This is a genomic window from Pseudoalteromonas sp. SR44-5 (assembly GCF_014163675.1).
GTDB lineage: Bacteria > Pseudomonadota > Gammaproteobacteria > Enterobacterales > Alteromonadaceae > Pseudoalteromonas > Pseudoalteromonas rhizosphaerae.
In genome coordinates, this window is record NZ_JACJDT010000037.1 from 13,229 (window position 1) to 39,876 (window position 26,648).

A 26,648-nucleotide genomic window follows, 5' to 3' on the forward strand; every position below is an offset into this window, starting at 1 on the left:
TTACTATTATTTAGTTATAGATCTCGTATTTCACTTTGCTTGGTGTTCTTTTGCTAATAAAAATGCCAGTATATCGGCCTTTTTATCATCATCACTGGCACAAGCTGCAGGTGTTTGTTCCTTGTTGTTTAGTGTGTTGACATCAGCCCCATACGCTATAAGTATTTTTATTCGTTCTAAATTAACAACCGCTCGGGCTGCTTCATGTACATAATTAGATGCAGCAAGGTGTAAAGGTGTGTTACCTTCCTCATCGGTTTGGTTGATGTCTGGTCGAAGCATAGCTAACGCCAGTTTTAATGCGTCTGGGTGTGCTTCTGTTACTAAATTTTCCATTGGGGTAGAGTAATGCTTTTCACATCTACTGTCGTGATTAATCTGATAAAGATCAGGCTGTCCCTGTAGTAATAAAGAAAATAGCGTTAATTGATCTTTTCTAACCCCATGGTCTGTAAAGCGAAATAATACACTATGGCCTTCTCTATCTTGTTTTTCATAATCAAAAGCGAGTCCATGCTTAAGTAAAGCACTCACAAAATCGGGATTGTAACTTGTAACTGCTATTTCTAATAAATCAAAGCCATCAATATCCGTTTTTTGAATATGTATATCAGCGCCTAACTCGATCATAACGTCTATACGCTGTGTTGCTTCACCTGATTTAATTAAAGCAATGATAGGGGTTTCGTCTATTACATCACGGTGATTAATATCTAATCCTTGGTCTATAAAATAGGTTAGATATTTTTTAAACGTATCTATGTCTACTTGTTTACGCCATTTCACTATATTAAAAAGAAAGTTTTGTTGAGCGTTATTCTCGTACATAGGGTCACACCCCTTTTCAATTAAGGCATCGAGAATCGACAGTGGTGTGTTAGGTGAAAGCGCTTGTGTTAATAATTTTCCCCCTTTGGCATTTAAATTTCTACAAGCGTTTATAAATTTAACTAATATGGCACATTCTTCTTCGCTTTTATGTTCAAAGTACCTTAATTCATTTTCTAATATTAGCAGTGGAAATGATTTTTTTTGATCGACTTTCAGTTTTGGTTTTTCGGTTGTTGAATTGATGAGACTTTCAATATCAATGTTATTAAAATCGACTTCCTCCTCGTCCCCCATATTTTTTAGCAAATCGAGCGACACGATATTTTTTTCATCTAATAGCAGCCAAAAATCCAAGGCAAGCCAATAGGCATGTAGATTTTGTAAAACAAACGTCTCATTCAATACTTGTATAATTTCGCTATCGCTGAGGATTTTTGCTATTTGTGTCGCGAGATTAAAATCCTTCGACTCAAGTGCTTGGTGCAATGTCATTGCTCATCCTTGCTTTAAATTATATCAGGCGCGAGTTTTAATAGGGCACCCATTATATATTCAGTCACTACGGCTTCAGCACTGGAATCGGTGCTAAATTCATCGGTTTGTTGAGGATAAATACGTTGATACAAATCACTTAAATCTGCGGTTATAGTAACGCTGCTTTTTTGTGATGCAAAGTTTGTCGCTAGTAGCATCATAATGATATCGCGAAAGTGGCCACTGTCTTTATCTTGGTCAGTTGCAGGCATGAGTGGGTCGCGCTTGTTGCCAAGCAGCGTTTCAAATTCTTTAAGAAAATCCTTACTGCTACGCTCTTTTATCACGAGTGCTTGCAGAGCTTTAAGTTGCTCTGCGCGAGATTGTTGCAGAGCAATCGCAGCAACCGCTTTACGAACATGGTCACTGGGTTCTACTTGAGGAAATAGCATGGGTGCGTAGCGTGCAGCATCGGCGGCTTTCCAATAACCTTTTTTCATATCGCGTGCGATTATTTCAAGTAATGGGCGTTCTTTTCTATCCATTTTGTTGCGCCTGTTTTGCTATTAATAACATTTCAGTTATTTCGTTAAACCCTTTTTGATTACTATAATCAATAGCTTGTTGTTCAGCTTTGTTATAAATCAATGTATCGCAACCGTGTTTTATTAATTCTTTCACTATATCTTTTTTACCGCCCACAGCAGCATAATGTAATGCGCTACTACCTGCGGCATCCAGTGCATCAATATCAGCCTCTTTCTCAAGTAATAGCTTAATCATACTTAAGTGACCTTGTTTAGCTGCAACATGTATTAGGCTTTCGCCTTCACAGCTAATTGCATGATAGTTATCATTACTATAATTTAGTTGTTCGATAACTAAGTCTAAATATGAATTGAGTACAAACTCTTTATTGGTATTTTTACTGTAATTTACATCGACGCCTGCATTTAAAAATGCCGAGACGATATCTTTTTGGTTATTAGCACACGCAAGCCAAATAGACGATACGCCTTCATTAGATTCGATAAGCGGATCAGCACCTTGCTCTAGCAGGTATTTAACAAGCATATTGTTGTGTTTAGTGCAGGCAATGAATAACGGTGTATAGCCATCGTCATTAGCGATATTTATATCGCTACCGTGTTCTAGTAGCAAAGTGACTAAGTGTTTATTGATTAATGCTGTTGCTATCAATAACGCGTTATTACCATTTTTGTCACTGTGGTCAATATCGGCGCCTTGATCTAATAAATTGCTTACAACATCACGTTTTCGATTACTAACCGCCAGTAATAATGGACTGTCTGAATTTGTATTGGTTAAATTGATATCTAATCCGGCATCAATTAAAGGGCTTAATAACGCATTTTGGCCTGTTATGGCGATTAGGTGAAGTAGACTATTACCTTGGTAATCACTAATATCAGGACGGGCTCCGAGTTCAAGTAGCAACTATGCTGCCGGCTTTTGTCGAGCCTTTATAGCCATAAATAAAGCCGTCCTACCTTGATGATCTTCATAGTCAATTTTTGCTCCACTTTCCAATAGCTCGGACATTATATCAACGTATCCGTTAGCCGATGCATAGTGCAATGCTGTACAGCCGTGCGAATTAGTATAATTAGGATCAAGGTCTTTTTCTTGTGATAAGAGCAACTGAGCAATACGGCGATTACCGTCAGCGCATGCTTTAATAAATGATTCTGACATATCTTTCCTTGTCGATTATGAGTGTAGCGTATAACGTGTTATTAATATTTTTATACTAGCAAGAAATAGCATGATGAGAAAGCGACTAAAGCCGCGCAGGAGCTGAAGTTGCCATCTCCATGAATTTATATATTACAAATATTTTCAATTGGTTACACTACATTTTTGTGTGCAATTCAATACTACACAAGCAGTTTATGAACTTAATCTTATTATGAGTTAAGAATGAACGGTTCGTGGTGTTGTCAATTATTTTGGTGTGCTGTTCAGCCTGCTTTGGTATTTTATTTCGCGGTTTATTTTTATTGGGATTATAAAAACGTCTTGGTTTAAGATGTGGTGGTGAAGTGAAAATTAAGTAAAACTACTGCGTTTTTTACAACCCCTTACCTATACTCATTTAAGTAACAAAGAGTTAGTCGCCCAAGGCATTTTGATAACGCGTGTCTGAAATTTATTCGAAAAACTCGATCCTCATTCTTTCAGAACAAAGTAACTTATATATTTTATCGTTTCCATTTACTTGAGCAAACTCCTCTGGGGTCAATCCTTGGTTATCTTTTGATTCTAATAGTTGCCCACGTTTACAAAAAATACCGGTTCCGGGTAGAAGTGATAATAAAAACCAAATGATATCTTCATCTCCTCGCAGAGCAGCATAATATATAGCGGAGCGCCCGGTACTGTCTTTTTTAAACATTTCATCATCTATAGCAAGACTTTTATATTCGGAGTATATGAACTGCTTAATTTTGTCTAGGTTTAAATTCTCAATACTTAACATTAATTCTGTTTTGCCTGAAATATTCATATAATTTATTTTATTCCATAATTTGGCTGAAGTTAGTATTTTCGTTTTTCTTTAAATTGTATTTTAATAACTTTGTAATATTTATTGCAAGTAGGGTAGCGTTTTTTGCCTTGTTTGTATAGAATTCTAAATGATAACTATTATTGCCTACATCTTCAGCTAATTGCCTAGTAGGTTACATTTAAAATTTTTTTGAGTGCAAACTTAATTGATTAAGCTGTGTTATATCTAAGAGATAGAATGAATACAATTAAACGAATCCAAATATCAGCGCTTTCAATTGCGATAAGTGCAATTTTATCACCTTCAGTATACGCAACTACGGCGTCATCAAGCATTGAGAAAATAGCTGTTTCGGGTGTTAGGCAAGCTTTTCGCGGCGATGTGCCTTTAAGTGAACAACCACAAAGTATTGAATTTATATCTGCAGAAAACCTTGATGATGCAGGGGTGACCACACTCACAGATATATTTGATTTAACGCCGAGTATTTCTGAACAAAATGATTTTGGTGGATTGTGGGAAAGCTTTGCAATACGTGGTTTAGTAGGTGATGAGAATATTCCTTCAGGCTTTTTAATTAATGGCTTTTCATCTGGTCGAAGTTTTAGCGGCACCCGTGATACCAGTAATATTGATTATGTAGAAGTGATGAAAGGCCCAGGCTCTGCACTTTATGGCCGCTCTGAGCCTGGTGGTACTATTAACATTATTACTAAAAAGCCACAATTTGAAGAACAAGGCTCTGTAAAAATAAGCGCTGGTAGTTGGCAAAGTTATCGCGGTGAAGGCGACTACACTAATGCAATTACCGAACAACTCGCCTTTAGAGTAAACGGCGCGATTGAAGAAAGTGAAAGCTTTAGAGACTACCACGAAAATAAAAAAACGGTGATAACGCCTTCAATACTTTGGTTAATCTCCGACACAACAAAGTTAAATTATGAACTTGAGTATGTTGATCAAAGCGTTACGTTTGACCGTGGGATTGTCGCTGTAGGCGGGAAGATAGACGCATTACCCATTGAGACTTTTTTAGGTGAGCCAAGTGATAAACCGACTGAGGTTGATGCTATTTCTCACCAACTAACGTTTGAGCATCAAATTGGACAGTGGTCACTTTTAAATGGGTTTAGCTATAGCGATTCAAAATTTATAAGCGAATCGAGCGATGCAGAACTGGCACCAGGGCGGCAGGTTTATTTTACTGATGGCGAAACCTTAAGTAGACAACATAACCAGCGTGATTTTCAAACTAAAAATATTTCTGCGCGTACCGAGCTTAGTGGCAGTGTAACAGCGGCTGGGTTTACCCACCATTTATTAATAGGTGCCGACGCCAGCAAGTTTGATTTTGACAAACTCTGGTACAGATATCGCCCTACGCTTGAAGATACGCGCTATGCAATCAATATGTATAACCCTGTGTATGGGCAAACAGCACCCGAAGGCTCACTTTTATATAACAGCACTGAAGTACAGCACAGTTACGGGGTTTATATTCAAGATCAAATCGACATCACTGAGCAATGGAAAGTGCAAGTGGGTGGCCGTTATGATTGGTTTGATCAGCAAATAGATAATCATATCAATCAAAGTCAGTCTAAGAGTGACCAAAGTACATTTAGTCCACGGGTTGGTTTAGTGTACGCCTACTCAGACGATATACAATATTACACCAGCTACTCTGAAGGTTTTAGGCCAAACAGCGGTTACGACATAAATGGTGATGCATTTAAGCCGGAATCAACAACCTCTATTGAGGCGGGTATTAAATTTAGCACCGATACCCTAAATGGTAGCTTTACCGTATTTAGCGCCGAAAAAAGCAATATGCTAACTACAGATCTGCAAGCGGGTGTGTCGACAGCATTAGGAGAGGTAACTAACGAAGGGGTTGAGTTTGATTTGCACGGTTATATTACAGAGCGCACCTCATTTGATTTTGCCTATACTTACACCGATGCAAAAACAGCAAACGATACGGTTAATACAGATTGGTGGGTAAAACTGCCAAAAGGTAGCCCATTACTAAATATCCCTAAACATAGTGCAAATGTGCGCCTTAAAAGAGATTTAAATGACTTAATCGATTTAAATGCGACTATTGGTATAGCTGTTCAGTATGAAGGTGAACGTTTAGGTGAAACGATTGATCCTACATATTATTTACCTTCGTATACGCTAGTGAACCTGTTTGCAACTTATAACGTTAATGATGATGTGAGTATCCAGTTGAACGTGAATAACGTTCTGGATAAAGAATATTACTCAAACTCTTACTCTGCAATTTGGACTCAACCCGGTGAGCCGGTAAATTATAAGCTGAGCTTAAAATATAGCTTTTAATTTATCTTAAAAAGCTTATTTAGCCGTAGGTCGGGCTTTAGCCTGAAAAGTTGTATAGGTATGGTTAATCGTGTTTTATTAAACTCGTTAACTCTGTTTTTAACTTTTGTCGGGATAAATCAGCGACCTACATTAAAAACCTTATTCAAGGTTTAGCTTGCTGGCGGCAACCAAGGGACGGCTGCCACCGACCCCTCTCTGGACTCTCGTAGGAGCTGGCTTTAGCCGCGAATGTTTTCCACCCGAGCATCACGCTCAGTCCTTTAAATAATTAATTGATGTGAACGTAAACGACGAAGATAGGCCAACTTTCACATCCTTGTACGCTCCCCAGTTCGACCATCCATGGCCTAGTTTCGCCTTATCGCGCCTCCATGCGCGATATTACTCATCAATTGCTTATTGTCAGGGCTTGATGACGGGTGAAGGGTGTTTGGTCTTGGTAAAATGCAGAACTTATTTCGCGTATTATTTTATCTATATTAAAATACTGCTAGTAACTACTTGTAAAGTGTCATATAGTTTTAATGGGCTACCGTATTCTTAACCACAATGATGCAATCTATTTACCGCTTGTAAAAAGTTTTGCAGGAGTTGTCAGTGGTTAGCACTGTCGTAGATATACGAGGTTACTAGCATGAAAGTGAAAACTGTTCTAGTTAGAAAATATCAGCGTTTTCGTTTAGGTAAGTGGGAAGATGTATGTCAACATCTTCGCTCACTACCAAACTAATGAGCGTCAACGGTAGCCCACTATCATGCTACCTCTATTGGTGCTACAGGCTTATCTAACCCCATCATTTGATAATAATGTTCATCATATCCTGTTTTTTCAAACACCTGTTTAAATTTTTCAATGTATTTATCTACATCAATGCCTTCAAAATCATTAATATTTATTGAGTCTGAATGAGACTCTCGATTTATATATCTAAATAACGGCTTAAACTCAGATGAAGATTTTCCTAACTCTTCTAAGGCTTTCTTTAATGCTTCCTTTTTATGAATGAAGGTGAAGTAGTGTTCAAGTATATTTCTCATGGCATTTGGTAGCATATTTATGTAATTATGATTTTCCATACAGTCTTTTATGATTTGCCAATATGTTTGGTAGTCGTTCTGTATTTCATTTCTTTGTAGATCTTTAACCAGACTATAATCTGATTTAGTAACTCGATGTAACTTATATGGGGTTGGGCGATTACTTGGAGCATTAAGCATCAGTAATTCATGGAAGAAGAATAGATTATGAGTGAGAATAAATACTTGTTTAAAATCTGCTAACAATACTTTGTGATGAATTAAGGTTGCAATATCATAAACATAGTTATGTGAAAGACTTGAAATGGGATCGTCTATAACAATTATGCGCCTCTTAAGAATTACAGTGGATTCTTGGTCAGTTGCACCAGTGCAGCTTTCCAGAAAATACAAAAAGCTAATTAGGGTTTTCTCACCTTCACTCAAAGAGTTATAAACATCTTCCTCAGCTTTTCCCTGACGTATTATCTTATAATGTTGTGAATCATCCGTAACTTTATCAAGCTGAAATCCTTGCAAACCAAGTTCTTTAAGTTGTTCATTAATATTTTTTATCGAAAGATCTATATTTGTTATTTTTTTACTGTTCTCAATTATAATATTTTCTTGCTCTCTTTTTTCTGCATTTTTATTTTTATAATCGACATTTAAATTTTCAACATCCTGATTTAAATTTATTATTTTTTCTGTGGTAGCTTGAATTAATGCTGCGTATTCTGAATTTAGCAGTGACCAAAATTTTTGCGTTATGTTAGTTAAGTGAATTTTTTTATTCTTAATTTTATCATTAAAAGCAACCACTTCAGATTGAACTTTTAAAATAATGTTATTCAAATGTTCAATATGCTCAGTAGTATCTAACAGCGTTATAATTTCACTAGGTTTATTATATTTATCACTGATCAAATTAAGGTTGTCTTTCAGACAAGTTAAAAGAAGCGCTTTTGCAGTACTTAACTCTGAATTATCAGCAATATACTCAGCTACAAATGCACCACTATTTAAGTTCAACTCAAGTGACGAAATAGAGCTTTCATACACATTTTTTAAATTGAGAATTTCCTCTTGTTTTGATTGATAGGTTGTATCGAATAGTTGACTAATCGAAGTAGAAAAATCAGTTTGTAACTCTTGTTGGCAAAATGGGCATGGTCCATTATCTTTAATGAATTGCATGCCAAATTGTACCCAATCTGAATTGCCTAACTTTTCAACTAATTCAGCTAAATAGGAATCTTTTGACCCCACAATTCTTGCTACAAAAATCTGTTCTTTTTCAACATAATTACCGATAAAAGAAATTGTCTGAATACTTTCCCTTGGCGTACCATTTTGTTCATTTAATTCTTTAGCCTCTTTTTTAAGCTCTTTGAAAGTTGAATCGCAAGGTGAGCTACTTCCCTCAATCTTTTGAAGAAATTTATCCTTTGTTTTAAACTTATCTAAACAAAATTCGAGTTCTGTTCTATCGTGTTTTGATTTGGCTTTCCAAACTGTATCTTTTAAAGCAGTTGTTTCATTCGTTATTTCTTTTTTCTTTCCATCTACTTTTATCTGAATTTGATTTTGAAACTCTATAATTTTTCTTATTGCTTGATCTGCATTTTCAATTGCTTCTTCAGCTTCTTTATTTACTTCACTTAAAGTAAAAATGCCTTTTTGTTGGGGGATTTCATAAAAATTTTGTTGAACAAACTTCTGGTTATAAACAAGAATCTCATGATCTTCGTTAGCTGGTAGAACCTCACACTTTTGATATATAGGATCGGCACTCGATTGTAAGAAATTGCCAAGCGTAGACTTACCTGAGCCATTTAATCCATAAAATAAATTTACTTTTTTATTATCTGTATTAATAGTCACAGGTGATGTAGGGGAATAACTAGCCACATCCATAAGCTTTATTGAAGTTATCACTTTATAAATCCTTTAAATTTTGATGCTAAATGATTTGTTAAATCGCTTTAAGTTATAGGCAACGCAAAGAAAGCATTAGCTTCACTTTTTATTTGAGTGACCTTCATCCTATGGTGAAATATTCAAATCTCTGTAGAATTTTTATTTTTAAGCCTCAATATCACACATGCTTTCTACAAACTCAATTATATTTATGAATAAAAAATGAACGTGCTGTAATTTTCTTTCTGCCTCTTTGTTGTGATCTTCTCCTAAAAGGTAGCCAGCTTATATCTTCATTATTGTTTTATCTTTCTGTGTGTGGCTTTGTTGAGAAGGTCACCATCGCGACTCTTTCATTTAATTTGACCACAAAACTAATAATTTGTAGTGAAAAAGCACACAAAAGTTAATTTTATGTATGTGTTTTCTTGCGTTCGTTCCTTTTTGGTCTATTTTCTGATCGGAGGTCACACCTCTAATCTGATAGATATAAACACAAAGAACAGGAACACGCATGAAAATAAAAACACGCTTATTGATGCCGGCTTTAGCGCTGGCGGCGGGCTTGAGTCAAGGCGCTTTTGCTGCGCAAGGAGTCGCATTTGTACATGGCACTGGCGAGCAAATTGATGCATATAATGATTATTGGACGGGCAGCTTTGTCGATACGGTACGCCAAGGTTTACCTAATACCAATAACTACACGGTTATTAATTGTGATTTTGAGCAATACATGTGGGCTGACGGCGCTGTTGGTTGCTTAGCCGAGCAACTCACCACATTTATTAGCAATAAAAATATTACTGAGTTAACACTCATTACTCATTCTAACGGCGGCAATGTTGTGCGTTGGATTTTGTCTAACCCGACATGGGATGGCCGTTTTCCTAATATTATTAATAAAGTGACGCGCACAATTGCACTGGCTCCTTCAAGTGGTGGTACGCCGCTTGCTGATGCGGTGGTTGCTGGGAATTCCTTTGAGCAAAGCTTGGGCTGGTTACTCGGCTATGGTAGTGATGCGGTGAAACAACAGCAAGTGTCTTGGATGGCATCGTATAATGCCGAGTGGCTCAACGGCACACCGAATCGGCCAAGTTTACCCTCTCGCTTTGAAACCGTTGTAGGTAGTGACGTTGAATCAGCCGTTTGGGACAACGATAGCTACTGCGGCGGATATCAAAATCAAGTGGCACTTGAAGTCACGCAAAATTGGTTAGACAGCTGTTCAGATGGCTTTTTAAATTGCAGCTCTCAATCGTTAGCGGGTGTGGTGTGGTTTACAGATAAATCACGAACTGAAGGTAGTGAACCTTTAAGCCACCAGCAAAGTCGCCGTAACTGCTTTGGTCTGCCAGACATGCTTAAAAATCGAATTTAGGAGCCAAACAATGATTAAAAAATTAACCAAACTATGTGCTGCGATGATGTTTGTAAGCACTGCGGTGAATGCGAATGAGCAAACGGTGTATCAATTTCCCGAGGTGCAGTCTGCGCCTGTTTCGCAACTACAAACACTTGAAAAAGATAGTGTCGAATATTGGCAGCATGTTTCAGGAAAAGAGTTAAAACGCGGCGTGCCAGTATTTGTTAATCAAGCTGATAACTTTATTCGTATCGCGCCGAAAGCGCGCTTTGATAGCGGTGAAGTGTTTAAGCCTCATGGTTTACAATTAGATAAGTTATCGGTGCGCGATACGAATTTTAAACAGCTGCCAATGCAGGCCATAGCGGCGCGTGAGCAAATGCAAAATGCGGGATTTAGTGATGGTAGTGTTGGGCTTAAGTTAGGCCAAATTAACGGTAGGGCGATGTTAAAAACAAGCCAGGCTCTTAATGACAATGACACCTATTTAGTGCACGTCATTGAAAAAGGCTCGCGCAATGCGCTACATGCCAAAAGCCAGTTTAAATTAAAACAGCACCAACAACGTTTGGCCATGCAGCTTAGTATGGGGCAAAAGCGCTTTAAAGATAACGATGTGCGACTAACGTTATTTGCTCCTGATGGCGAGCAACTTGCTGTAGGTTATGAAAACGGCGAGGCGGTATTTGCTTATCCGCTTGAAACCATTGGTGCAGCGAAAGGGTATTATGAACTCGAGGCAAATGTCGAAACAAAAATAAATGGGCAAATGGTAAAGCGCTCTATAAAAATGCCTTTTGTACACAGTTCGCAAACCATTACTATGGATACTGCCAAAATTGCATATTTAGGGAACAGCCAGTATCAAGCACAGGTTCCGGTGCAAGTGACCGACGCTGGACGCTTCGCTATTCGTGCAACGTTGACAGGAAAGGGCAGCAATGGGGAGAGGTTAAAATTGGCTACGGTAGAAGTTGCTAAGCAGATAGATAACTATAGTAACTTCATGATGCCGTTTTCTGTCGCTAAAACAGCCAAAGCCCCATTTGAGCTCATCAATATTGAATTAACAGATCAAACAAGAATGTTAAAGTTTGCCTCAACCCAATAAGATTTTATAGTGATAATTCATAGGGTCAGCTTTAGCCTGACCCTATGAATTTCTTACTCCTTAAAGATGTTACAGTCTCTATCAGCACTGCGATGAAAACCGTCATCCCAAGCAATATAGTCACTAATTTTATTTTGGCTTTTTCGGTTTGCGTAAGCTTTTTCTATTGTATAAAATTTAAGGTTCTCTAAAATTAGGTGTGAATTTTGTAAATATCGAACACAGTAACTGATGTTAATCATATCTAAAATAATTTGCTTACCGGTCTCAATATCTAAGCTTGGTATACGCCCTTGTTCAATATCAATAACGAGTTGTAATGTTGAAGCTGCGCCTAAACTAAAGGTGATGAGCTGAGGTGAATCAAATTTTTCATATACATAGCGCTCATAATCATCACGAATACCGTTATCATTACCGTCCAGGGTTTTGTAGTCATCAGGATGTTCCGGTGGTAAATCTGGGGTTAGGTAAAATAAATCTATAATTAAAAGGCTTAGAATGACTTCTAAGCCTTTTGTATTTGATGTCTAAAAATATAATTATCGATTTACTGTGATCAATAGCATTATTAATAGTTAAACATCCTGTTCAGTTAATTGGATCTGGCGTTCTTTAAAGCTGCTAATTAATTTTTTTGATGGATTACTGTGCTCTAAACCGATGACTTGTTGTAAGTTAGGCAGCAGTGGCAAGTCTTTTGATGCTTTATTGCTTACCTTTAACACCTCATCTCCACAGCCTGGATCCCAAAAAGGCCATATCTGAGCATAAACATCTGCGCCGCCATCGACACCGCAATCTTGTGTCAACGAAGTGACTTTCGCTAACAATTCCTCAGAGATATCAAGCCCTTTAAAATAAGCCAGTGCCTCAGGTATAACTTCATACCCTTCTTGCTCTTTATCAATTTCTCGCAGGTGGTATTGGGCTATAAACTGGGTAAGGTCAAACTTAGGGGTTAATAAATTTTTTTTATACATCAGCTCTTCGATAACAAGTAACTTAAAATGCAGGTCGCTAAATTTGATCTTAGGCGTTTTATTAATAGGAAATACTTTGGGTGTGTTTTTAAGGGCTAAAGTCTGTGCGATAAGTTGATCAAGATGTACTTTTGTTTTACTGTCTGGAGTAAGTTTTGAAAGATTCTCTAAAAATGTAATGGTATTATTTTTCACCATTAAAATTTTAGCAGCCTTGTTATAGCCCGCATTTATAAAGGCAATAGGGTCATTTTCAATATTTGCTATTTCTTGGTTATATTCTTTAACTCGTTTTTTGATAACCTGAGCATTGTAGTTACCTTCATTTAATTTTTTTATATAACCCTTTATTTCGGCAATCTTAGTTTTTGGAGTTGGATAAATACCATAGCCATTTAATATGCCTTGAGTTATAAAGTAATCAAGCTGCTCCTCACTCCAATGTGGAATATGAGTTGAAAGTATCTTTAAGACCTCTTTTGATTTTTTGTATAACAAGTCGCTTTTTTCGGTATAAAAACCAATCATTTCGCTAACTAAAATATAGAGTAGTAAATCACGATTTTCATCGTTTTGTTCGCTACATACAATGTCATTAATTAATTGTGTATATTGCTCTAATGGGTCTGAAGCTGATGGTAATAAACTGATTAGAAGGTTACTGGTATCTTGGTAAGGATAAGTGCGTAAAAACTTAAATGCTAAGTTGCCACCAATACGCTTTAAGTCGTCATATCCTTCACTGTGATAAGAAGGATGACAAAAATATAAAGAAATTAAATCACTCACCATCTCCCTTAAATCACCGTCCTCTGCAGGTGTTGGGTTTTGGATCAGTTGAGTGTTGGTCTCAAGTAACAGCTGCTCTATTTCACTCTCTAATAACTCTGTGTGCGTAAGTAAAGCATGATGAGATTTTTTGTCAAAAATAACTTTATAATCTGATGAACTAAATAGCTGTAAAAAATAATATAATTTCGCAGGTTGGCTTTGACCTTCACGAAATAATCTTAATTCTTTAATTAGTGATGAATAAAGTTGTAAAAGCGTTGTTTGATCAAAGACGTCTTTCCATTGACGGTTTATCTTATCTTTTAATGACTTGTTTAATTTTTGTGTATTTAAATCCAGTTCATCCAAGTCAGGAATAAACGTTTTAAAAAATGGCATATAGATACTCATTAATAAAAATAAAAAGGCTGTTTTTAATTTCACAGAAAAATAGTTTAGATATTAAATAATCATAACTTATCTCGGTAGTAAAAGTAATTGTTAGTTATTTTAGAAATAAGTGGCAATATAGAAATTAAAATATGTATTTTTCTGTATTGATATTGAAACTTTATTCAGCTTGCTCTTCTGTTCCAAATAAGGCGTCAATATAAGCGAGTTCTTCGCTAAAAATACCATTAATAAATGCACTTTGTTCACTTATTACAGCGTCATTAGGTTTGGCTTGGAAGTCTTGTTGGCATCTGACAAGTTCGTTGGCTAACCATGGGCATTTGTCGGTTGCCGTGGTTATTGCTGTTTTTAAAAAAGAGGGCCATTTTATTTTTTGTAAATTAAAGCGGTAAAGCGTGACGGCGATATGACTATACGCTTGTTGCTCAAGAGATGGTGGGTTATCACTATTTGCAGTATCACTATTTAGCAGCTTACTACTGATAAGTGCTTGTTGCAGAGCGACTTGTTGTGATTTACTTAAAAAAATCGTTGTCATAATGCGTCGGAGGCCTTGGTTGCAATTAAAGATGGCATTTAATAGGAAGGTTAAGCAAGGCGTTTCATGACTCATGCAGCACCTAAAATGCAGCAACAGTGATAGCAAAATTGGGCTGACTCTTTACTGAATTAAGCAAATACAATTGTAATCGGGTGGATGATTTTAAACCGTAATGCCATAAATAGACACCATACATACAGGCCGTGTTATGTTTTTGATTAACTTTATAAAAGCAATAACTTACTAAACCCATATACAACTATATGGATGCATAAATTAGAACTGTGCATGGGGGAGCTAGCAAGCACACTTGCAGATTATAATAAGCTATTGTTTAACTAATATCAGCTCAGCAATAGCTTATTAATTTAATGTAATGGGTGTTATTTTTGCTGTTGCGTTATCCAGTCATTTATTACTTCTTCAAGTACTGCAATTGGCAGCGAGCCCTGGCCTATAACTGTGTCGTGAAAGCTGCGAATGTCAAAATCAGCGCCAAGTTCTTTTTCAGCTTTTGCACGTAGTTCACGTATTTTTAGCTCGCCCATTTTGTAAGAAAGCGCTTGTGCAGGCCAAGAGATATAACGATCTATTTGATCTTCTACGGCACTTTGTGGCAATGCAGTATGTTCGCTCAGGTAGTTAATTGCGCGCTCTCGACTCCAGCCGAATGCATGAATGCCGGTATCAACAACCAGCCTAACTGCGCGCCACATTTCATATCCTAATCGGCCAAAATCACTGTATGGATCTTGATAAAAACCGGCCTCTTTTCCTAAACGCTCTGCGTAAAGGCCCCAACCTTCTCCAAATGCTGAATGGCTTAAGGTACGCCGAAATGGTGGCACATCCAGTTCCATTGCAATTGCATTTTGTAAGTGATGCCCTGGAATAGCTTCGTGTAGGCTCAAGGCTTCTAAATTATATAAAGGTTGCAACGAAGGGGTTGAAGCTAAAAAGTAAGTGCCAGCAGAGCGGTTATCTGCTGGTGGCATATAAAAAGCGCCGCGACTGGCAGAGTCTTTAATAGCAAACGTATTACGTGGTAAATGACCAAAATAGGTCGGCAACTTGCCATACATTTTTTGTGTAATGAAAGCGGCTTTTTCTAATAAATCTTGTTTGTCTTTTGCATAAAACTGTGGAGCAGTTGCTAGAAACTGCAGAAAATCAGCATACGAACCCTTAAAGTTTAGTGAATCAATAATAGCCTGCATTTCAGCTTTAATACGCGCCACTTCTTGTAGACCAAGCTCATGAATTTCTTCTGGCGTAGCTTGTGTGGTGGTGTAATAACTTACTGCATACTTATAATATTCAAGCCCGCCTTTAACGCTTGAAATACCGGGATCTGTTCTGCAATTTGGCATGTAATCATCAACAAAAAAATCATAAAAATGCTGATAAGCAGGAACCACTTTATTGCTAATTAGGGCTTTCGCTTTTTCTTGATAGGCTGCTTTTTGTTGTTGGCTAAAGGTGTTGGGCATACGTGTAAACGGTTCATACAAGGCAATGTTTTGTGGCTCTTTTTCGATATGTTTACTGATGCTTTTATGATAATTTTTAAAGCTCTCGCAATAGTGTGTGTAGCCTTGTTGTATGCCTTCTTTCATGAGGTTGATGTTTTCTTGGTTAAAGCGTGGGTAGTCGCTCAAACTAACCAAAAAATTGTCGTAATCGGTGGTAGTTAAAAACGCCATATTAGCAGGGGCCTCGGCAAAATATGTATGCCAGCCGCTTAAAAAGTTAATAGGAAAGTACTTATCAAGTGACTGGTAACTTTGTTGCTCTGTTTCGCGCTCGTATTTAAAAAGCCGATAATTCATCAGTTGTTCTTTACTGAGTGATTTTGGGTTAATGGCAGCTAATTTGTGCAGCACTTGGTCGTTATAAGTTTGGCGCTTACTTATGGCTTGCTCACTCCAGCGAGCCAGCTTTCCATTGGGTTTCCATCCATCGGGGTCGGTGCGAAAAAATACTTTTTCGCTTTTTGCATGTTGCCAGTGTTGGTCAATAATATTTTTTAAATCGGTATTGTCATCAGCCAGACTTGGCAATGACACCATAGTTAAAGAAAGAGCCAAGAGATTTGTTTTATACATGTTGTTTCTCATAATTAGCGAGTTAGTTTTTTATAAAGGGTAGGCAGTGATTTTTTGAGTGCGTACCAAGCTATATAAAATTTATTGTTTTATAGGTTAAGCGTATCAAATTAACGATATGAATGCGCTGACCTTGAACAGCAATACAGAGAAAATTGGCAAGTATGTTGCAAACGGAGCAACTCATTGATATTTAAAACATTAATGGAGCGCTTTCGGTTAAGGTATTTAGCGACAACTAAAGTGTATATCGTTCACGCTTTTTATTGAATGTATCCCCCCTGCAGATGACAGCCTATGAGTGGTCATTTTTAGTTACTTTTACGCTAGTATTATTTTATAAAGTAAATCATTCTTTATTATTGTATTATAATTTCAGTGTACTACCTTTGTGTTGTTAGTTTTTTGCTAATGACATTATTGATATATCAGTTTACATCTGATGGGTAACCTAATTTAAGGACGATTTTATGACGATTGGAAGTACACCTAAAAAAACACTATATAAAGCCAAGCGCCTTTCACTGGCATTATTGCTCGCTTGTTCCACTACAAGTTATGCAGCGGTTGAAAAGTTAACCGTCAGTGGTAATCAAATATTAGCTGGTGATGAGGCAAAGAGCTTTGCTGGTTCAAGCTTATTTTGGAGTAATACAGGTTGGGGCGGCGAAAAGTTTTATACCGCGCAAACGGTTGCCAATGCGAAACAGGAATTTGGCGCTAATATCATTCGTGCTGCGATCGGTCACGGACAAAATACCTCAGGCAGTTTGAATGACGATTGGGACGGTAATATTACTCGTCTTGATACAGTTGTTGATGCAGCAATCGCAGAAGATATGTATGTCATTATTGATTTTCATAGTCACGAAGCGCATACCGACACTGATATGGCGATCCGGTTTTTTGAACGAGCAGCCACTAAATATGGCGACTACGACAACGTTATTTATGAAATTTATAACGAGCCACTACAGATATCGTGGGCTAACGATATAAAACCTTACGCCAACACCGTTATTGATAAGATCAGAGCTATAGATCCTGATAATTTAATTATTGTTGGTACGCCTACTTGGTCACAAGATGTTGATATTGCCTCACAAGACCCGATAGATCGCTACAATATTGCTTATACCTTACATTTTTATGCAGGTACGCATGGTGAGTCACTTAGAAATAAGGCGCAGACGGCTTTAAATAATGGGATTGCTTTATTTGCAACTGAATGGGGCGCAGTCAATGCTGATGGTAATGGTGGTGTAAATAGCAACGAAACTGACGCGTGGATGGCTTTTCTTAAATCAAATACTATTAGCCACGCTAATTGGGCCTTAAATGACAAAGATGAAGGTGCATCAACCTTTCTTCCTGGTGGTAGCTGGGATTCACTAAGTGCATCGGGGCAGAAGATAAAAGATATTCTACTAAATTGGGATATGAATAATGCACCGCTTGACTCAGATGAAGATGGTGTAATTGATTCACAAGATCAATGCCCTAACACACTGCCGAATACACCCGTAGATTCTATTGGGTGTGCGGCTACAGACTCAGATGGCGATGGCGTAATTGACGTACAAGATCAATGCCCCAATACACCAGAAGGTACTGATGTCGATTCCTCGGGTTGTGCTGTTACAACAGGAACAAGTTGTACTGAGGTAAAAACGTATCCAAATTGGGTTAGAAAGCATTATCCTGCAGGCCCTTACACACATAACGAAGCTGGCGACCAAATTCAGTATCAGGGCAATGTTTATAAGGCGAACTGGTATACAAATAGCCTGCCTGGTAGTGATAGTTCATGGACATTTGTTAAAAGTTGCAGCTAAGTCATACTTGTTTTTAAATAAATAGGTAGAGCGCAGTCGCTTTACCTATTTTATTGATTTTTATAGAAATAGGATTATAGACAATCTTCGAATTCATGACGTCAGGGTTGACTCTTTACTAAAATACAATCGTAATTGGATTGGCGGTTTTAAAAATCTAGCTGATAAGCTGGGGTGGATTTTTCTTTTGCGGATCCACATAACTTATAGCTTCTCCAGAAAACTAATCACTCATTGAGATCGACACAAGACCTACAACAGTACAATATAAGTCTATGCTTTAATTGATTTTGAAAAGAGGCTTTCATTGGATTCACTCACACAGGTTGTGCTTGGTAGTGCAGTTGCTTATACAGTATTAGGTAATAAGCTGGGCCGTAAGTCGTTATTAGTTGGGGCGGCGTTTGGCACGTTACCTGATTTAGATGTGCTCATTAATTTTGGTGGTAATGTCGAAAACTTTGTCTATCACCGCAGTTTTAGTCATTCTTTGCTTATACAGCTGTTAGTAAGCCCCTTGTTTGCATGGCTTTTACTTAAAATGAACTGGGCCAAAGGTGTATCGCTGAGGCGCTGGTCTGTCGCTCTATTTTTAATTTTAAGTACTCACTCATTGCTTGATAGTTTTACCGTTTATGGCACACAATTGCTGTGGCCACTGACGACTTACCCCTTTGGTATATCGAGCATATTTATTATTGATCCTGCGTATACTTTGCCATTGTTACTCTCTTGTATAGCGCTTTGCTTGGCGCGGATGTGGCCTTACGCACAGCGTATAAATACTGCTGCGTTAATCGTCAGTTCGCTTTATTTAGCTTGGGGGTTGGCGGCTAAATGGCATATCGAAGATAAAATTCATCAGGCACTAAATACCCAAAATATCATATTTAAGCACTTTGAAAGTACACCAACGCCATTTAATACCTTGTTGTGGCGGGCTGTGGCCGTTACCGAGTTAGGGCATTATGAGATTTATGCCTCTGTGTTTGATGACGCAGACAACGTTGATATGCAATTTTACCCTAGCGAAAATACGCTACTAGCAAAGCTTGATGATGCAAGGCAGATCAAGCTACTGCAAGCATTTACTAAAGGCCTTTATGGGGTGTATCAACAAGATGAGCAAGTCATTATGAGTGATTTAAGAATGGGCCTTGAAGGTTATTATGTATTCTCATTTGTGGTTGCACAGCAAAAAGATCAGCAGTTGATCCCAGGTTCTTATCAACAACTCAGCAACCGATTTCCACTTGATAAGCTCGGGCTTATTTTTGCGCGTATTACTGACCCAAATATCGATTTAGCAACTACCGTAAAAGAGCCCACATCTCCCTGAAATAGATTGCTGGGTTAGGCCTTCTATTTTGTTAATAATTATGTGGCTATTAGCCAACTATCGCTGGGTACCAATTTGCTAACACTACACCAAATAAGCCCACTAAAAATACAATGGATATCAACATCATTAAAGCTGCGGTGGCGATTGTTATCATTTTATTAGATGTTTTCCCCGCATACCTAACCAGTTCAGCAATGAGCAATGGCATCACATAAGAACATACGCTAACAGCTAACACGGTTGGGCCTGTGAACGTTGTAGTATCAATCCCGAGTGAGCCAAACGTTAAAAACCAGGCAAAAATCATTAACCTAAAAAATAGCACGCCGTTTGCTGCAAGGTATAAACGAATTGCCCATATTTGATGTGAATTTATATTACGCCCTCTAGCAGCCAGCACTGCAAATATGCTCGATAAAATAACCATACCACCACTAAACATTGTCAGGCTATGCATTAGCAGGTTGCCTACTGTGCCTCTAACAATCATAAGGTACATTCCTGCGATTGAAATGGTACAAGCTAACAGTACGAATACGCGCCCGTTATAGCGATGAAACTTAGTATATTTTGCTCTTATTGCGGGGATTAATTGCAAACTCCCGCCGATTATCATTACTACGGCAAGTAGCACATGCGTGGCATAGATTAAATTACCGATGGGGTCGCTCGCAACATAGGCGGTATTGTTAAGGCGGACCCAGCCAGATAAACCTGTAGTAACGCTAGTCAGGGCATACCCCAAAATAAGGTAAATTACAAAGCAACCTTGTGCCATTAGTAAGCAAATAAACCATATTTTTTTACTGTTTTCGAGCAGCCTATTTGGGGTTGTTTTCATTTTTTGCATTAACATGTACTTTTCCATTAAATCGTTTCAATAGCCAAATATAAAGACTTTCAGGGCGAATACTTCTCAAATTCGAAACTTGAGCAACGATATATGGATAATTTTTACGGTTAGTTAATTAGTTACTGACACATTCACTAACAAAGTCTTTTTGCCATCGCTAGAGTTACTTTGTATTATCCAAGTTAAAGCAACGTTGTTTATACAACGTCATTTTAAGAGCGACCTGTTATGCAAAATAATTCTCCTTATTACCTTCTCGTCTTTGTGTGCATGGGGTTGATGTTATTTAATGCACTGAAAAAAGATAAGCAGCTAGTTCACTATTTGTTTGCACTATTTTGTGGCTCGCTCTGTATGGTTGGGGCGCAAAAACTCAGTGCGTCAAGTGTCGGAGGGTATCAATACCTAATAGGGCTATTTACTTGCGCTACATGTAATGTTTCATGGTTGATTGCTAGAGCGTTATTTCGTGAAAACAAGCCAATTTCTCGCAGGCATATCGTTTTTGCTGCAACTATTGCAGGCTTGATAATGTTTAACCAAACATGGCATTACTTAGTGAGTTTTGATCCTCAGCCGTTACCTACCAGTGATATAATGTGGCGCTTAAAGCAAGGGGTGAATGAAGTAACCATATTGCTTTCATCAAGCATACTTGTGCTCTCTTTTTGGGAGGCAATAAGAGGCTACAGTGAAAAAACAGTGTCACAAAAAATGCAATCAGTGCTCTTTGCCAGCGCTTGGTTTTTAGCTGTGTTTAATGCAAGTGTATTACCTAAGCTAATGTTTAGTAAGACTGAAATTGAGCTATATAATCCCATTATTATTACCTCATCTGCACTACTAATTGTGCTTGCGATGCAAACATTAATGTTTCTTCAAGCGAGAGATAAAAATAGCCAAGGTATTAAAAATGAGGGCGATACAGTTAGTATTTTTAATGACATTGAGATAACTGAAAACACCAATAAACATGAACAAATCGATGTTGCCCCTGAATTAATCGATGGCATTGATCAACTTATCAATAAGCAACAGCTATTCTTGCAAACAAATCTTAAAATTTCAGATTTTGCTCAAGTATTACAAGTACCTGAATATAAAATCAGCCGAGCTATTCGCTATCACTACAAAGTAGCCAACTTTAATCTGTTTATTAATCAATATCGTGTTAAATATGCGCAAGTTTTATTGGCAAGTGAGGATGCTAAAGGTTGGAGCATTTTAAGCATCGCGCTTGAAAGCGGCTTTTCTTCTTTAGCGACTTTTAACCGGGTGTTTAAAAGTATTGTGGGTGAAATTCCTAATGAATACCGAAAACAAAGCAGCAATCATCCTAATATAAGGGGTAGGGAACTTGTTGATTAGTGAGTTGTAGGTTTGTTTTTATAGTTAATCAAGAATATTAGATGTGAATCAACCACACTAAATTGAAAGTATAAGGTGCTATAAACATAAAAGCCGCTCATAGAGCGGCTGAATACTGAGGAGCTACTTTGAAAATTCTGGACAAGTTTTATCTTGTATTTGCTTTAAATCGTACTGCATAAAGCCTGCCTCGCCAAATACATCGGTGCCGTTCAAGTAATACTTACCTTGCTCTTCATTCGGGTTTTTAATGTCATAACCCAATACTTTAGCCACTTGCAGACTAATTAAATAATGGTTAGGCATACAACCTAATTCTTTTTTAATTCGAGTTATTTCATTTTTTGGAATATCAACACCGTAAAACATAAATGGTACCCGGGCGATATCCATATCGACAGCGTTATGTCCAAAACGACCATCTTGCCCTGTCAGTTCACCATGATCTGGCGTGAAGAATATATATGTTGGTTTACCTGAATCTTTAAAGAATTCATAAATGTTAGCTATCACCTTTTGTGTGTAAAGTACTGAGTTATCGTAGCTATTCAGCATGTACTTTTTATAGGGTTGCTCATCAACAGGATACACTTCTTGAGTTTTAGGGTAATTAGCTACATAAGGTGCATGAGCGCTGCGCATATGTAACGTAATAAATTGGGGCTTATTGTAATCCAGATTCATGGAATTAAGTTCGAGCAATAAACGATCATCATAATCTCCATCGAACTGATCTAGATGCTTATCTTCTTTCCAGGTATCAATATCCCCAAGTGAAAATGCATAGGTTAAACCTCCTGCATTTTTTTGTGTAGTAATGTAATGGGTTTCAAACCCTTGACGCTTAGCTAACCGAAACAAAGCAGTGTCCATTTTACTTATATGGACTGCATTATTAGGCTCATATACGGTGTTAAAAAATAAGCTAAGAGATACTCGTGTTGAAACAGCGCTTGAGATCGCAGGCAAATAAAAGAAATTAGGGTCTTGTTTATACGGCATTAAATCTGGCGTTGTATCTCTTTGATAACCATATAAACCCATATTGTAATAACTCAGGCTTTCACCCATTAAAATTACAATATTTGCATCCGCAGGTTCGCCTTTGCTCAATTGATAAGGTTGATAGCTAGGCATTTCTTTACGTAATCCCAGAATCATTTTTAACTGGCGAGCGCTAAAGAATGACACACTGTATAAGCCATTTTTCATAGCTGAGTGCGCAATATTAGGCTGGTATTTTTGAGAGCTCTTAGAACCTAAAGACTGTAAAAAGGGTAACGTGAGCAATAATACAAACAACACCGAGATATAAGGTACGGTAAAACTGGTTTTATGGTATTTGTTATAGGTGAAATACGCTAAGCCATAAAATGCCATGGATAAAAAGAACGCTGGTAGCATAAATTTCAAACCATCAGCAAAGCCAATTAGTGCATCATGCATTTCACCCATCATTAGCACCATATCAAAAGCACTGTAAAAGCCGCCAAAGTATTGGAAGTACATCAGTTCAGAGGCCTGCATTAGAGCCATTATCAGTAAAACAATATTGTTAAGTTTAGGGGTGCGGCTTAACAGCATGAAGACCATTAACAGTAAGGTAATGATAATGCTTTTGAAGTTATAACCGGCCAAGTAGTTATGATTAAACAAGCCATAAATGACATCCGGCATCAGTGCGAATGCCCATAGGGCCAAAAGCGTTAAGAGGGTATGTTTAAATTGTTGCACGTGCAGTTCCACTATTCAGGTTTGCAGGCATTGTAATAAAAATCACATGCAAAGGCATGAGTATTTGAAATAATGTATGAATTTTAACTATTAGGTTTTATACCTCTTTGGTCTGATGCCTTTTATTGCTTCTTTATGATGTGCTCACTCTCAGTAAATAAAGATATTTATGAAAAAGATCTTTATTTTTTTACACCTGCAAGATCAGTACACTAGCATTCGGCTGTCGTGCATTTGTGCGTTCAGTGTTGATTGTATTTTCCTTAAAAATGCTTGTTAATATGTGGTATATATTAGTTACCTGTAAGGTAATATCAATTAGTATACTTTTAGTAACCTAGTTACATTTTTAGGAGAGTTAATGGGCGGCAAGTGGAAAGGCTCGAGTATTTATCATCTAAAAGGTGGGCTTGTTCGCTTTAATGATTTAACTCGCCTGTTAGGAGAAGTGAGTGAAAGCTCTTAATATAATGAAATATAAAGAGATATTACTTTGAACTACTTAGCTCATCTTTATTTAGCGCAGCCTACAGCAGACTCGCACTTTGGCAACTTGCTTGGTGATTTTGGCGGCAATAGGCATGTAAAGCAATTGCCAATCACGGTAAAAAATGCACTAGATAACCACTATCTAGTCGACAAGTTTACAGATACTCACCCTTTAGTGAAAGAAGCTAAACAGTATTTTTCGCCTCAGCGTAAACGCTTTGCGGGTGTCGCTATTGATGTGGTGTTCGATCATTTTTTAATTCAGCATTGGCAACGGTTTAACGATCAACCGCTAAGTGACTTTAAGCAAATCAGTTATAGGCTTTTGGGTAAGCGTACACCCGTTATGCCGCCAAGAATGCAAAGTGTTGTAAAACATATGACGCAGAATGATTGGTTTAAAGAATACGAAACCGTCGAAGGGGTCGGGGTTGCACTTGATAATATTGCCAAGCGCATTCGCTTTACTAATACGTTTTCTGGCGCTGCTGCTGATATAGCCAGACACTACACTGAATTAGATGCTATGTTTTTAGCGTTTTTCCCTGAATTGATTAAACATGTTAAGCAACGAGGTCTTGAAGGAGCTCAAGATGCTAGTGTGTAAACTTTTTAAATGTAAGTCAGGTTCTAGCCTAAAATGATGCAATATTGATAATTAGCTTTTGATGGAATAAATTCTGACCAACAAAAAGCTCGCATCATACTAAAAACGGCTTGATTGATGGCTACTATCTGACTTAATCATCAGGCCCCTTTAGGGTGAAAACTAAATGCTTGCGCATGTCTTTTAAAATAACGCCTTTTTTAAGCATTGCACCACTTAAACGTTTTTGCCACTTTAATAAGTCAGGCTCTGCCGCTGTTAACGCCTGCTGATTCTCAAACTGAAAACACATTAGTAAAGAGCCTGGAAATAAGTGATATTCCACGTCAAACCAGCATTGCAGCATGCCAGTGAGTTCATTACGGCCTTGCTCTTCAATTGCATCAGCAACTTTAAGTACCAGTGCTTGTTGTTTTATTTGCACCGCAGAGAGTTTTTTCATCGTTTTAATCCTGTTAGAGGCCAAAGATATAGCCAGATGAGCGGATTATAACCGAGCTTGTCGACTGCCAACAACTTAGATAGTCGTTTTAGCCGAAACCACCTTATTATTTGATGTTAAAGCAGCTTATCGTAGGCATAAAGCGTGTTATTTTTTGCCAAGAGGGTGCTGAATAGTTTTTTTATCGCAACTTCCCTTGCTTTAGTGAGGGGGTGAATATAACTCAATCGTAAAAAGTTTTTATATTGCCCTGATGCTGAGAAAAGTGAGCCCGGGGTCATGACGATACCTTGTTGTAGTATTTCATTGTAACTTTTTTGGGTATCTATTGACTCATCTAACTCGACCCACATAGATATGCCGCCATTAGCTTGTGTAAAGCGTATATCTTCAGGCCAATGGGTTTGTAAAAAATTAATCAGCTCTGCTTGTTGTTGTTTAATTGCATATACGTGCTTATTTAGGTAGCGACGATAGTGACCATCTTCTATAAAAGTGGCTAATCCTTGTTGAATCGACCCACATGAAGAAAGTTGCGTAACGAGTTTAAGTTGAGTGATTTTATCATGCCACTTTCCTCCAAAAACCCATCCGATACGTAAATCTCTTGATAAGCTTTTTGAGAATGAACTACACAAAATTACTTGTCCTTGGGTGTCGAGACTTTTTAAAGACTCACTAACAAAAGGAGGAAAAGCCAGATCGCCGTAAATGTCGTCTTCGATAATACAAAAATCACTTTTCACTGCCAATTTAAGTAGCTCTTCTCTTGCTCTATGAGGCATACATGCACCTGTTGGCGTTGAGTAATTAGGTGAGACGACACATGCTTTTATGGGCCACTTGGCTATTTTTTTTGTCAGATCGTCAATGCTTATGCCGTGCTCGGGATCGCATGCTACTTCTATTATTTTTAGGTTAAGTTGTTCTAATATTTGCAATACCCCGTAAAAAGTTGGCGATTCAACAGCGACAGTGTCGCCTGGCGAACACGTGGCCATAAGAGAAATAAATAAACTGTGCTGACAGCCATTGGTAATGCAAAGCTCATCAGGTTTTTGGTTTAAACCACCATAGTGGTTAATTATTGCGTGCTTCAAACGCAAATCACCATCAGAACTATTATAGTAAAATGCTTTTTGACTTTGAGAAGAACGAAATGCTTTGTTTAAATGTCGATTAAGAACGGTTAAGTGAGTAGCATCTTCCTGCGCGCCAGCACTTGGTAAAATATCAAAGGCAGCACTGCGCGTCATAATGTCTTTTAAAATCGCAGGTACTGACACATTGCGTGGAGTAGATGATGTTTTGATTTGTTTTGGTAGCACTCGTTTAGGCGGCTTTATTTGCGTTACAAAGTAACCTGATTTAGGTTTTGCATAAATAAGTCCTTGTGATTCCAAGCGATGTAACGAATGTAATACGGTTGCTTTTGATAGGCCCTGTAGTTTGCAAAGCTCTCTCACTGAGGGCAACTTGCCTGTTGGAGTAAAGCTGTTAGCGTCAATTTTCTTTTTTAAGATAGCCTCAAGCTCTGTATATTTGAACTGTTTCATGCTCTCGCTC

The 26,648-nt window shown here is 37.7% G+C and carries 20 protein-coding genes and 1 pseudogene; 8 read left to right on the forward strand and 13 right to left on the reverse strand.

The genetic code is table 11. The features are described from left to right. Window positions 1-30 precede the first annotated feature (30 nt). From H5154_RS16810 to H5154_RS16830, 5 genes are all read right to left on the reverse strand, one after another. Window positions 31-1,323, reverse strand: a complete 1,293-nt coding sequence (locus tag H5154_RS16810) for an ankyrin repeat domain-containing protein (RefSeq protein WP_182719027.1) — start codon at window positions 1,321-1,323, stop codon at window positions 31-33. A gap of 14 nt (window positions 1,324-1,337) precedes the next feature. Beyond that, window positions 1,338-1,850, reverse strand: coding sequence for a hypothetical protein (locus H5154_RS16815; RefSeq protein WP_182719028.1), 513 nt, complete (start codon window positions 1,848-1,850; stop codon window positions 1,338-1,340). Continuing rightward, entirely contained in the window at window positions 1,843-2,763 is a 921-nt protein-coding gene (locus tag H5154_RS16820) for an ankyrin repeat domain-containing protein (RefSeq protein ID WP_182719029.1), read from the reverse strand. Before H5154_RS16820 ends, H5154_RS16815 begins: the two co-directional genes overlap by 8 nt. Continuing rightward, entirely contained in the window at window positions 2,764-3,021 is a 258-nt protein-coding gene (locus tag H5154_RS16825; protein ID WP_182719030.1) for an ankyrin repeat domain-containing protein, read from the reverse strand. Between the two features lie 454 nt (window positions 3,022-3,475). Beyond that, window positions 3,476-3,832: an ankyrin repeat domain-containing protein gene (locus tag H5154_RS16830; RefSeq protein ID WP_182719031.1), complete on the reverse strand. Its 357-nt coding sequence runs from the start codon at window positions 3,830-3,832 to the stop codon at window positions 3,476-3,478. 240 nt (window positions 3,833-4,072) lie between these two features. On the opposite strand from H5154_RS16830, the gene H5154_RS16835 reads away from it, so the two are divergent. Then, on the forward strand, window positions 4,073-6,181 hold the full coding sequence (locus H5154_RS16835; protein WP_182719032.1) for a TonB-dependent siderophore receptor: 2,109 nt from the start codon (window positions 4,073-4,075) through the stop codon (window positions 6,179-6,181). A gap of 756 nt (window positions 6,182-6,937) precedes the next feature. Here H5154_RS16835 and H5154_RS16840 read toward each other — a convergent pair. Further along, the gene (locus H5154_RS16840; protein WP_182719033.1) at window positions 6,938-9,139 is read right to left on the reverse strand and encodes an AAA family ATPase; all 2,202 of its coding nucleotides are present in this window, start codon (window positions 9,137-9,139) and stop codon (window positions 6,938-6,940) included. Window positions 9,140-9,635: 496 nt separating this feature from the next. Between H5154_RS16840 and H5154_RS16845 the strand changes: the two genes are divergently transcribed. Continuing rightward, on the forward strand, window positions 9,636-10,502 hold the full coding sequence (locus H5154_RS16845; RefSeq protein ID WP_182719034.1) for a hypothetical protein: 867 nt from the start codon (window positions 9,636-9,638) through the stop codon (window positions 10,500-10,502). A gap of 10 nt (window positions 10,503-10,512) precedes the next feature. After that, the gene (locus tag H5154_RS16850) at window positions 10,513-11,598 is read left to right on the forward strand and encodes a DUF4785 domain-containing protein (protein WP_182719035.1); all 1,086 of its coding nucleotides are present in this window, start codon (window positions 10,513-10,515) and stop codon (window positions 11,596-11,598) included. Between the two features lie 578 nt (window positions 11,599-12,176). On the opposite strand, the gene H5154_RS16855 is transcribed toward H5154_RS16850, so the two are convergent. The 3 genes from H5154_RS16855 to H5154_RS16865 form a co-directional block, all read right to left on the reverse strand. Further along, entirely contained in the window at window positions 12,177-13,796 is a 1,620-nt protein-coding gene (locus tag H5154_RS16855) for a DUF6892 domain-containing protein (RefSeq protein WP_182719036.1), read from the reverse strand. Window positions 13,797-13,923: 127 nt separating this feature from the next. Next, window positions 13,924-14,304 (reverse strand): hypothetical protein, encoded by a 381-nt coding sequence (locus H5154_RS16860; RefSeq protein WP_182719037.1) that lies wholly within the window; start codon window positions 14,302-14,304, stop codon window positions 13,924-13,926. A 386-nt stretch (window positions 14,305-14,690) separates the two neighbouring features. After that, window positions 14,691-16,412: a DUF885 family protein gene (locus tag H5154_RS16865; RefSeq protein WP_182719038.1), complete on the reverse strand. Its 1,722-nt coding sequence runs from the start codon at window positions 16,410-16,412 to the stop codon at window positions 14,691-14,693. A gap of 470 nt (window positions 16,413-16,882) precedes the next feature. Here H5154_RS16865 and H5154_RS16870 point away from each other — a divergent pair, with 470 nt between their 5' ends. Together H5154_RS16870 and H5154_RS16875 are read left to right on the forward strand one after the other, a co-directional pair. Continuing rightward, entirely contained in the window at window positions 16,883-18,247 is a 1,365-nt protein-coding gene (locus tag H5154_RS16870) for a cellulase family glycosylhydrolase (protein ID WP_182719039.1), read from the forward strand. A 307-nt stretch (window positions 18,248-18,554) separates the two neighbouring features. Further along, window positions 18,555-19,586: a metal-dependent hydrolase gene (locus H5154_RS16875; protein ID WP_182719040.1), complete on the forward strand. Its 1,032-nt coding sequence runs from the start codon at window positions 18,555-18,557 to the stop codon at window positions 19,584-19,586. Between the two features lie 49 nt (window positions 19,587-19,635). Here the strand turns inward: H5154_RS16875 and H5154_RS16880 are convergent, their stop codons facing one another. Further along, the gene (locus H5154_RS16880; protein ID WP_182719041.1) at window positions 19,636-20,445 is read right to left on the reverse strand and encodes a DUF2306 domain-containing protein; all 810 of its coding nucleotides are present in this window, start codon (window positions 20,443-20,445) and stop codon (window positions 19,636-19,638) included. A 225-nt stretch (window positions 20,446-20,670) separates the two neighbouring features. On the opposite strand from H5154_RS16880, the gene H5154_RS16885 reads away from it, so the two are divergent. Continuing rightward, window positions 20,671-21,810, forward strand: coding sequence for an AraC family transcriptional regulator (locus H5154_RS16885; protein WP_259398540.1), 1,140 nt, complete (start codon window positions 20,671-20,673; stop codon window positions 21,808-21,810). A gap of 123 nt (window positions 21,811-21,933) precedes the next feature. Here H5154_RS16885 and H5154_RS16890 read toward each other — a convergent pair whose 3' ends face one another. Further along, window positions 21,934-23,544 (reverse strand): phosphoethanolamine transferase, encoded by a 1,611-nt coding sequence (locus tag H5154_RS16890; protein WP_182719042.1) that lies wholly within the window; start codon window positions 23,542-23,544, stop codon window positions 21,934-21,936. A 361-nt stretch (window positions 23,545-23,905) separates the two neighbouring features. On the opposite strand from H5154_RS16890, the pseudogene H5154_RS16895 reads away from it, so the two are divergent. Then, window positions 23,906-23,998, forward strand: a pseudogene (locus H5154_RS16895) (winged helix-turn-helix transcriptional regulator); the annotation flags it as partial. A 39-nt stretch (window positions 23,999-24,037) separates the two neighbouring features. Further along, window positions 24,038-24,640, forward strand: a complete 603-nt coding sequence (locus tag H5154_RS16900) for an ACP phosphodiesterase (RefSeq protein WP_182719044.1) — start codon at window positions 24,038-24,040, stop codon at window positions 24,638-24,640. A gap of 133 nt (window positions 24,641-24,773) precedes the next feature. Here the strand turns inward: H5154_RS16900 and H5154_RS16905 are convergent, their stop codons facing one another. Beyond that, window positions 24,774-25,082 carry a hypothetical protein gene (locus tag H5154_RS16905; protein ID WP_149982748.1) on the reverse strand — a complete coding sequence of 103 codons (309 nt, stop codon included), beginning with the start codon at window positions 25,080-25,082 and terminating at the stop codon, window positions 24,774-24,776. 116 nt (window positions 25,083-25,198) lie between these two features. Next, the gene (locus H5154_RS16910; RefSeq protein ID WP_182719045.1) at window positions 25,199-26,638 is read right to left on the reverse strand and encodes a PLP-dependent aminotransferase family protein; all 1,440 of its coding nucleotides are present in this window, start codon (window positions 26,636-26,638) and stop codon (window positions 25,199-25,201) included. Window positions 26,639-26,648: the final 10 nt, after the last annotated feature.

Excerpts from the sequence above, each read along its gene's own strand:
- H5154_RS16845 (WP_182719034.1), top strand. The coding sequence starts at position 9,636 with ATGAAAATAAAAACACGCTTATTGATGCCGGCTTTAGCGCTGGCGGCG.
- H5154_RS16850 (WP_182719035.1), top strand. The coding sequence starts at position 10,513 with ATGATTAAAAAATTAACCAAACTATGTGCTGCGATGATGTTTGTAAGC.
- H5154_RS16835 (WP_182719032.1), top strand. The coding sequence starts at position 4,073 with ATGAATACAATTAAACGAATCCAAATATCAGCGCTTTCAATTGCGATA.
- H5154_RS16860 (WP_182719037.1), bottom strand. The coding sequence starts at position 14,304 with ATGACAACGATTTTTTTAAGTAAATCACAACAAGTCGCTCTGCAACAA.
- H5154_RS16880 (WP_182719041.1), bottom strand. The coding sequence starts at position 20,445 with ATGTTAATGCAAAAAATGAAAACAACCCCAAATAGGCTGCTCGAAAAC.
- H5154_RS16905 (WP_149982748.1), bottom strand. The coding sequence starts at position 25,082 with ATGAAAAAACTCTCTGCGGTGCAAATAAAACAACAAGCACTGGTACTT.
- H5154_RS16810 (WP_182719027.1), bottom strand. The coding sequence starts at position 1,323 with ATGACATTGCACCAAGCACTTGAGTCGAAGGATTTTAATCTCGCGACA.
- H5154_RS16865 (WP_182719038.1), bottom strand. The coding sequence starts at position 16,412 with ATGTATAAAACAAATCTCTTGGCTCTTTCTTTAACTATGGTGTCATTG.
- H5154_RS16910 (WP_182719045.1), bottom strand. The coding sequence starts at position 26,638 with ATGAAACAGTTCAAATATACAGAGCTTGAGGCTATCTTAAAAAAGAAA.
- H5154_RS16885 (WP_259398540.1), top strand. The coding sequence starts at position 20,671 with ATGCAAAATAATTCTCCTTATTACCTTCTCGTCTTTGTGTGCATGGGG.
- H5154_RS16870 (WP_182719039.1), top strand. The coding sequence starts at position 16,883 with ATGACGATTGGAAGTACACCTAAAAAAACACTATATAAAGCCAAGCGC.
- H5154_RS16815 (WP_182719028.1), bottom strand. The coding sequence starts at position 1,850 with ATGGATAGAAAAGAACGCCCATTACTTGAAATAATCGCACGCGATATG.
- H5154_RS16830 (WP_182719031.1), bottom strand. The coding sequence starts at position 3,832 with ATGAATATTTCAGGCAAAACAGAATTAATGTTAAGTATTGAGAATTTA.
- H5154_RS16825 (WP_182719030.1), bottom strand. The coding sequence starts at position 3,021 with ATGTCAGAATCATTTATTAAAGCATGCGCTGACGGTAATCGCCGTATT.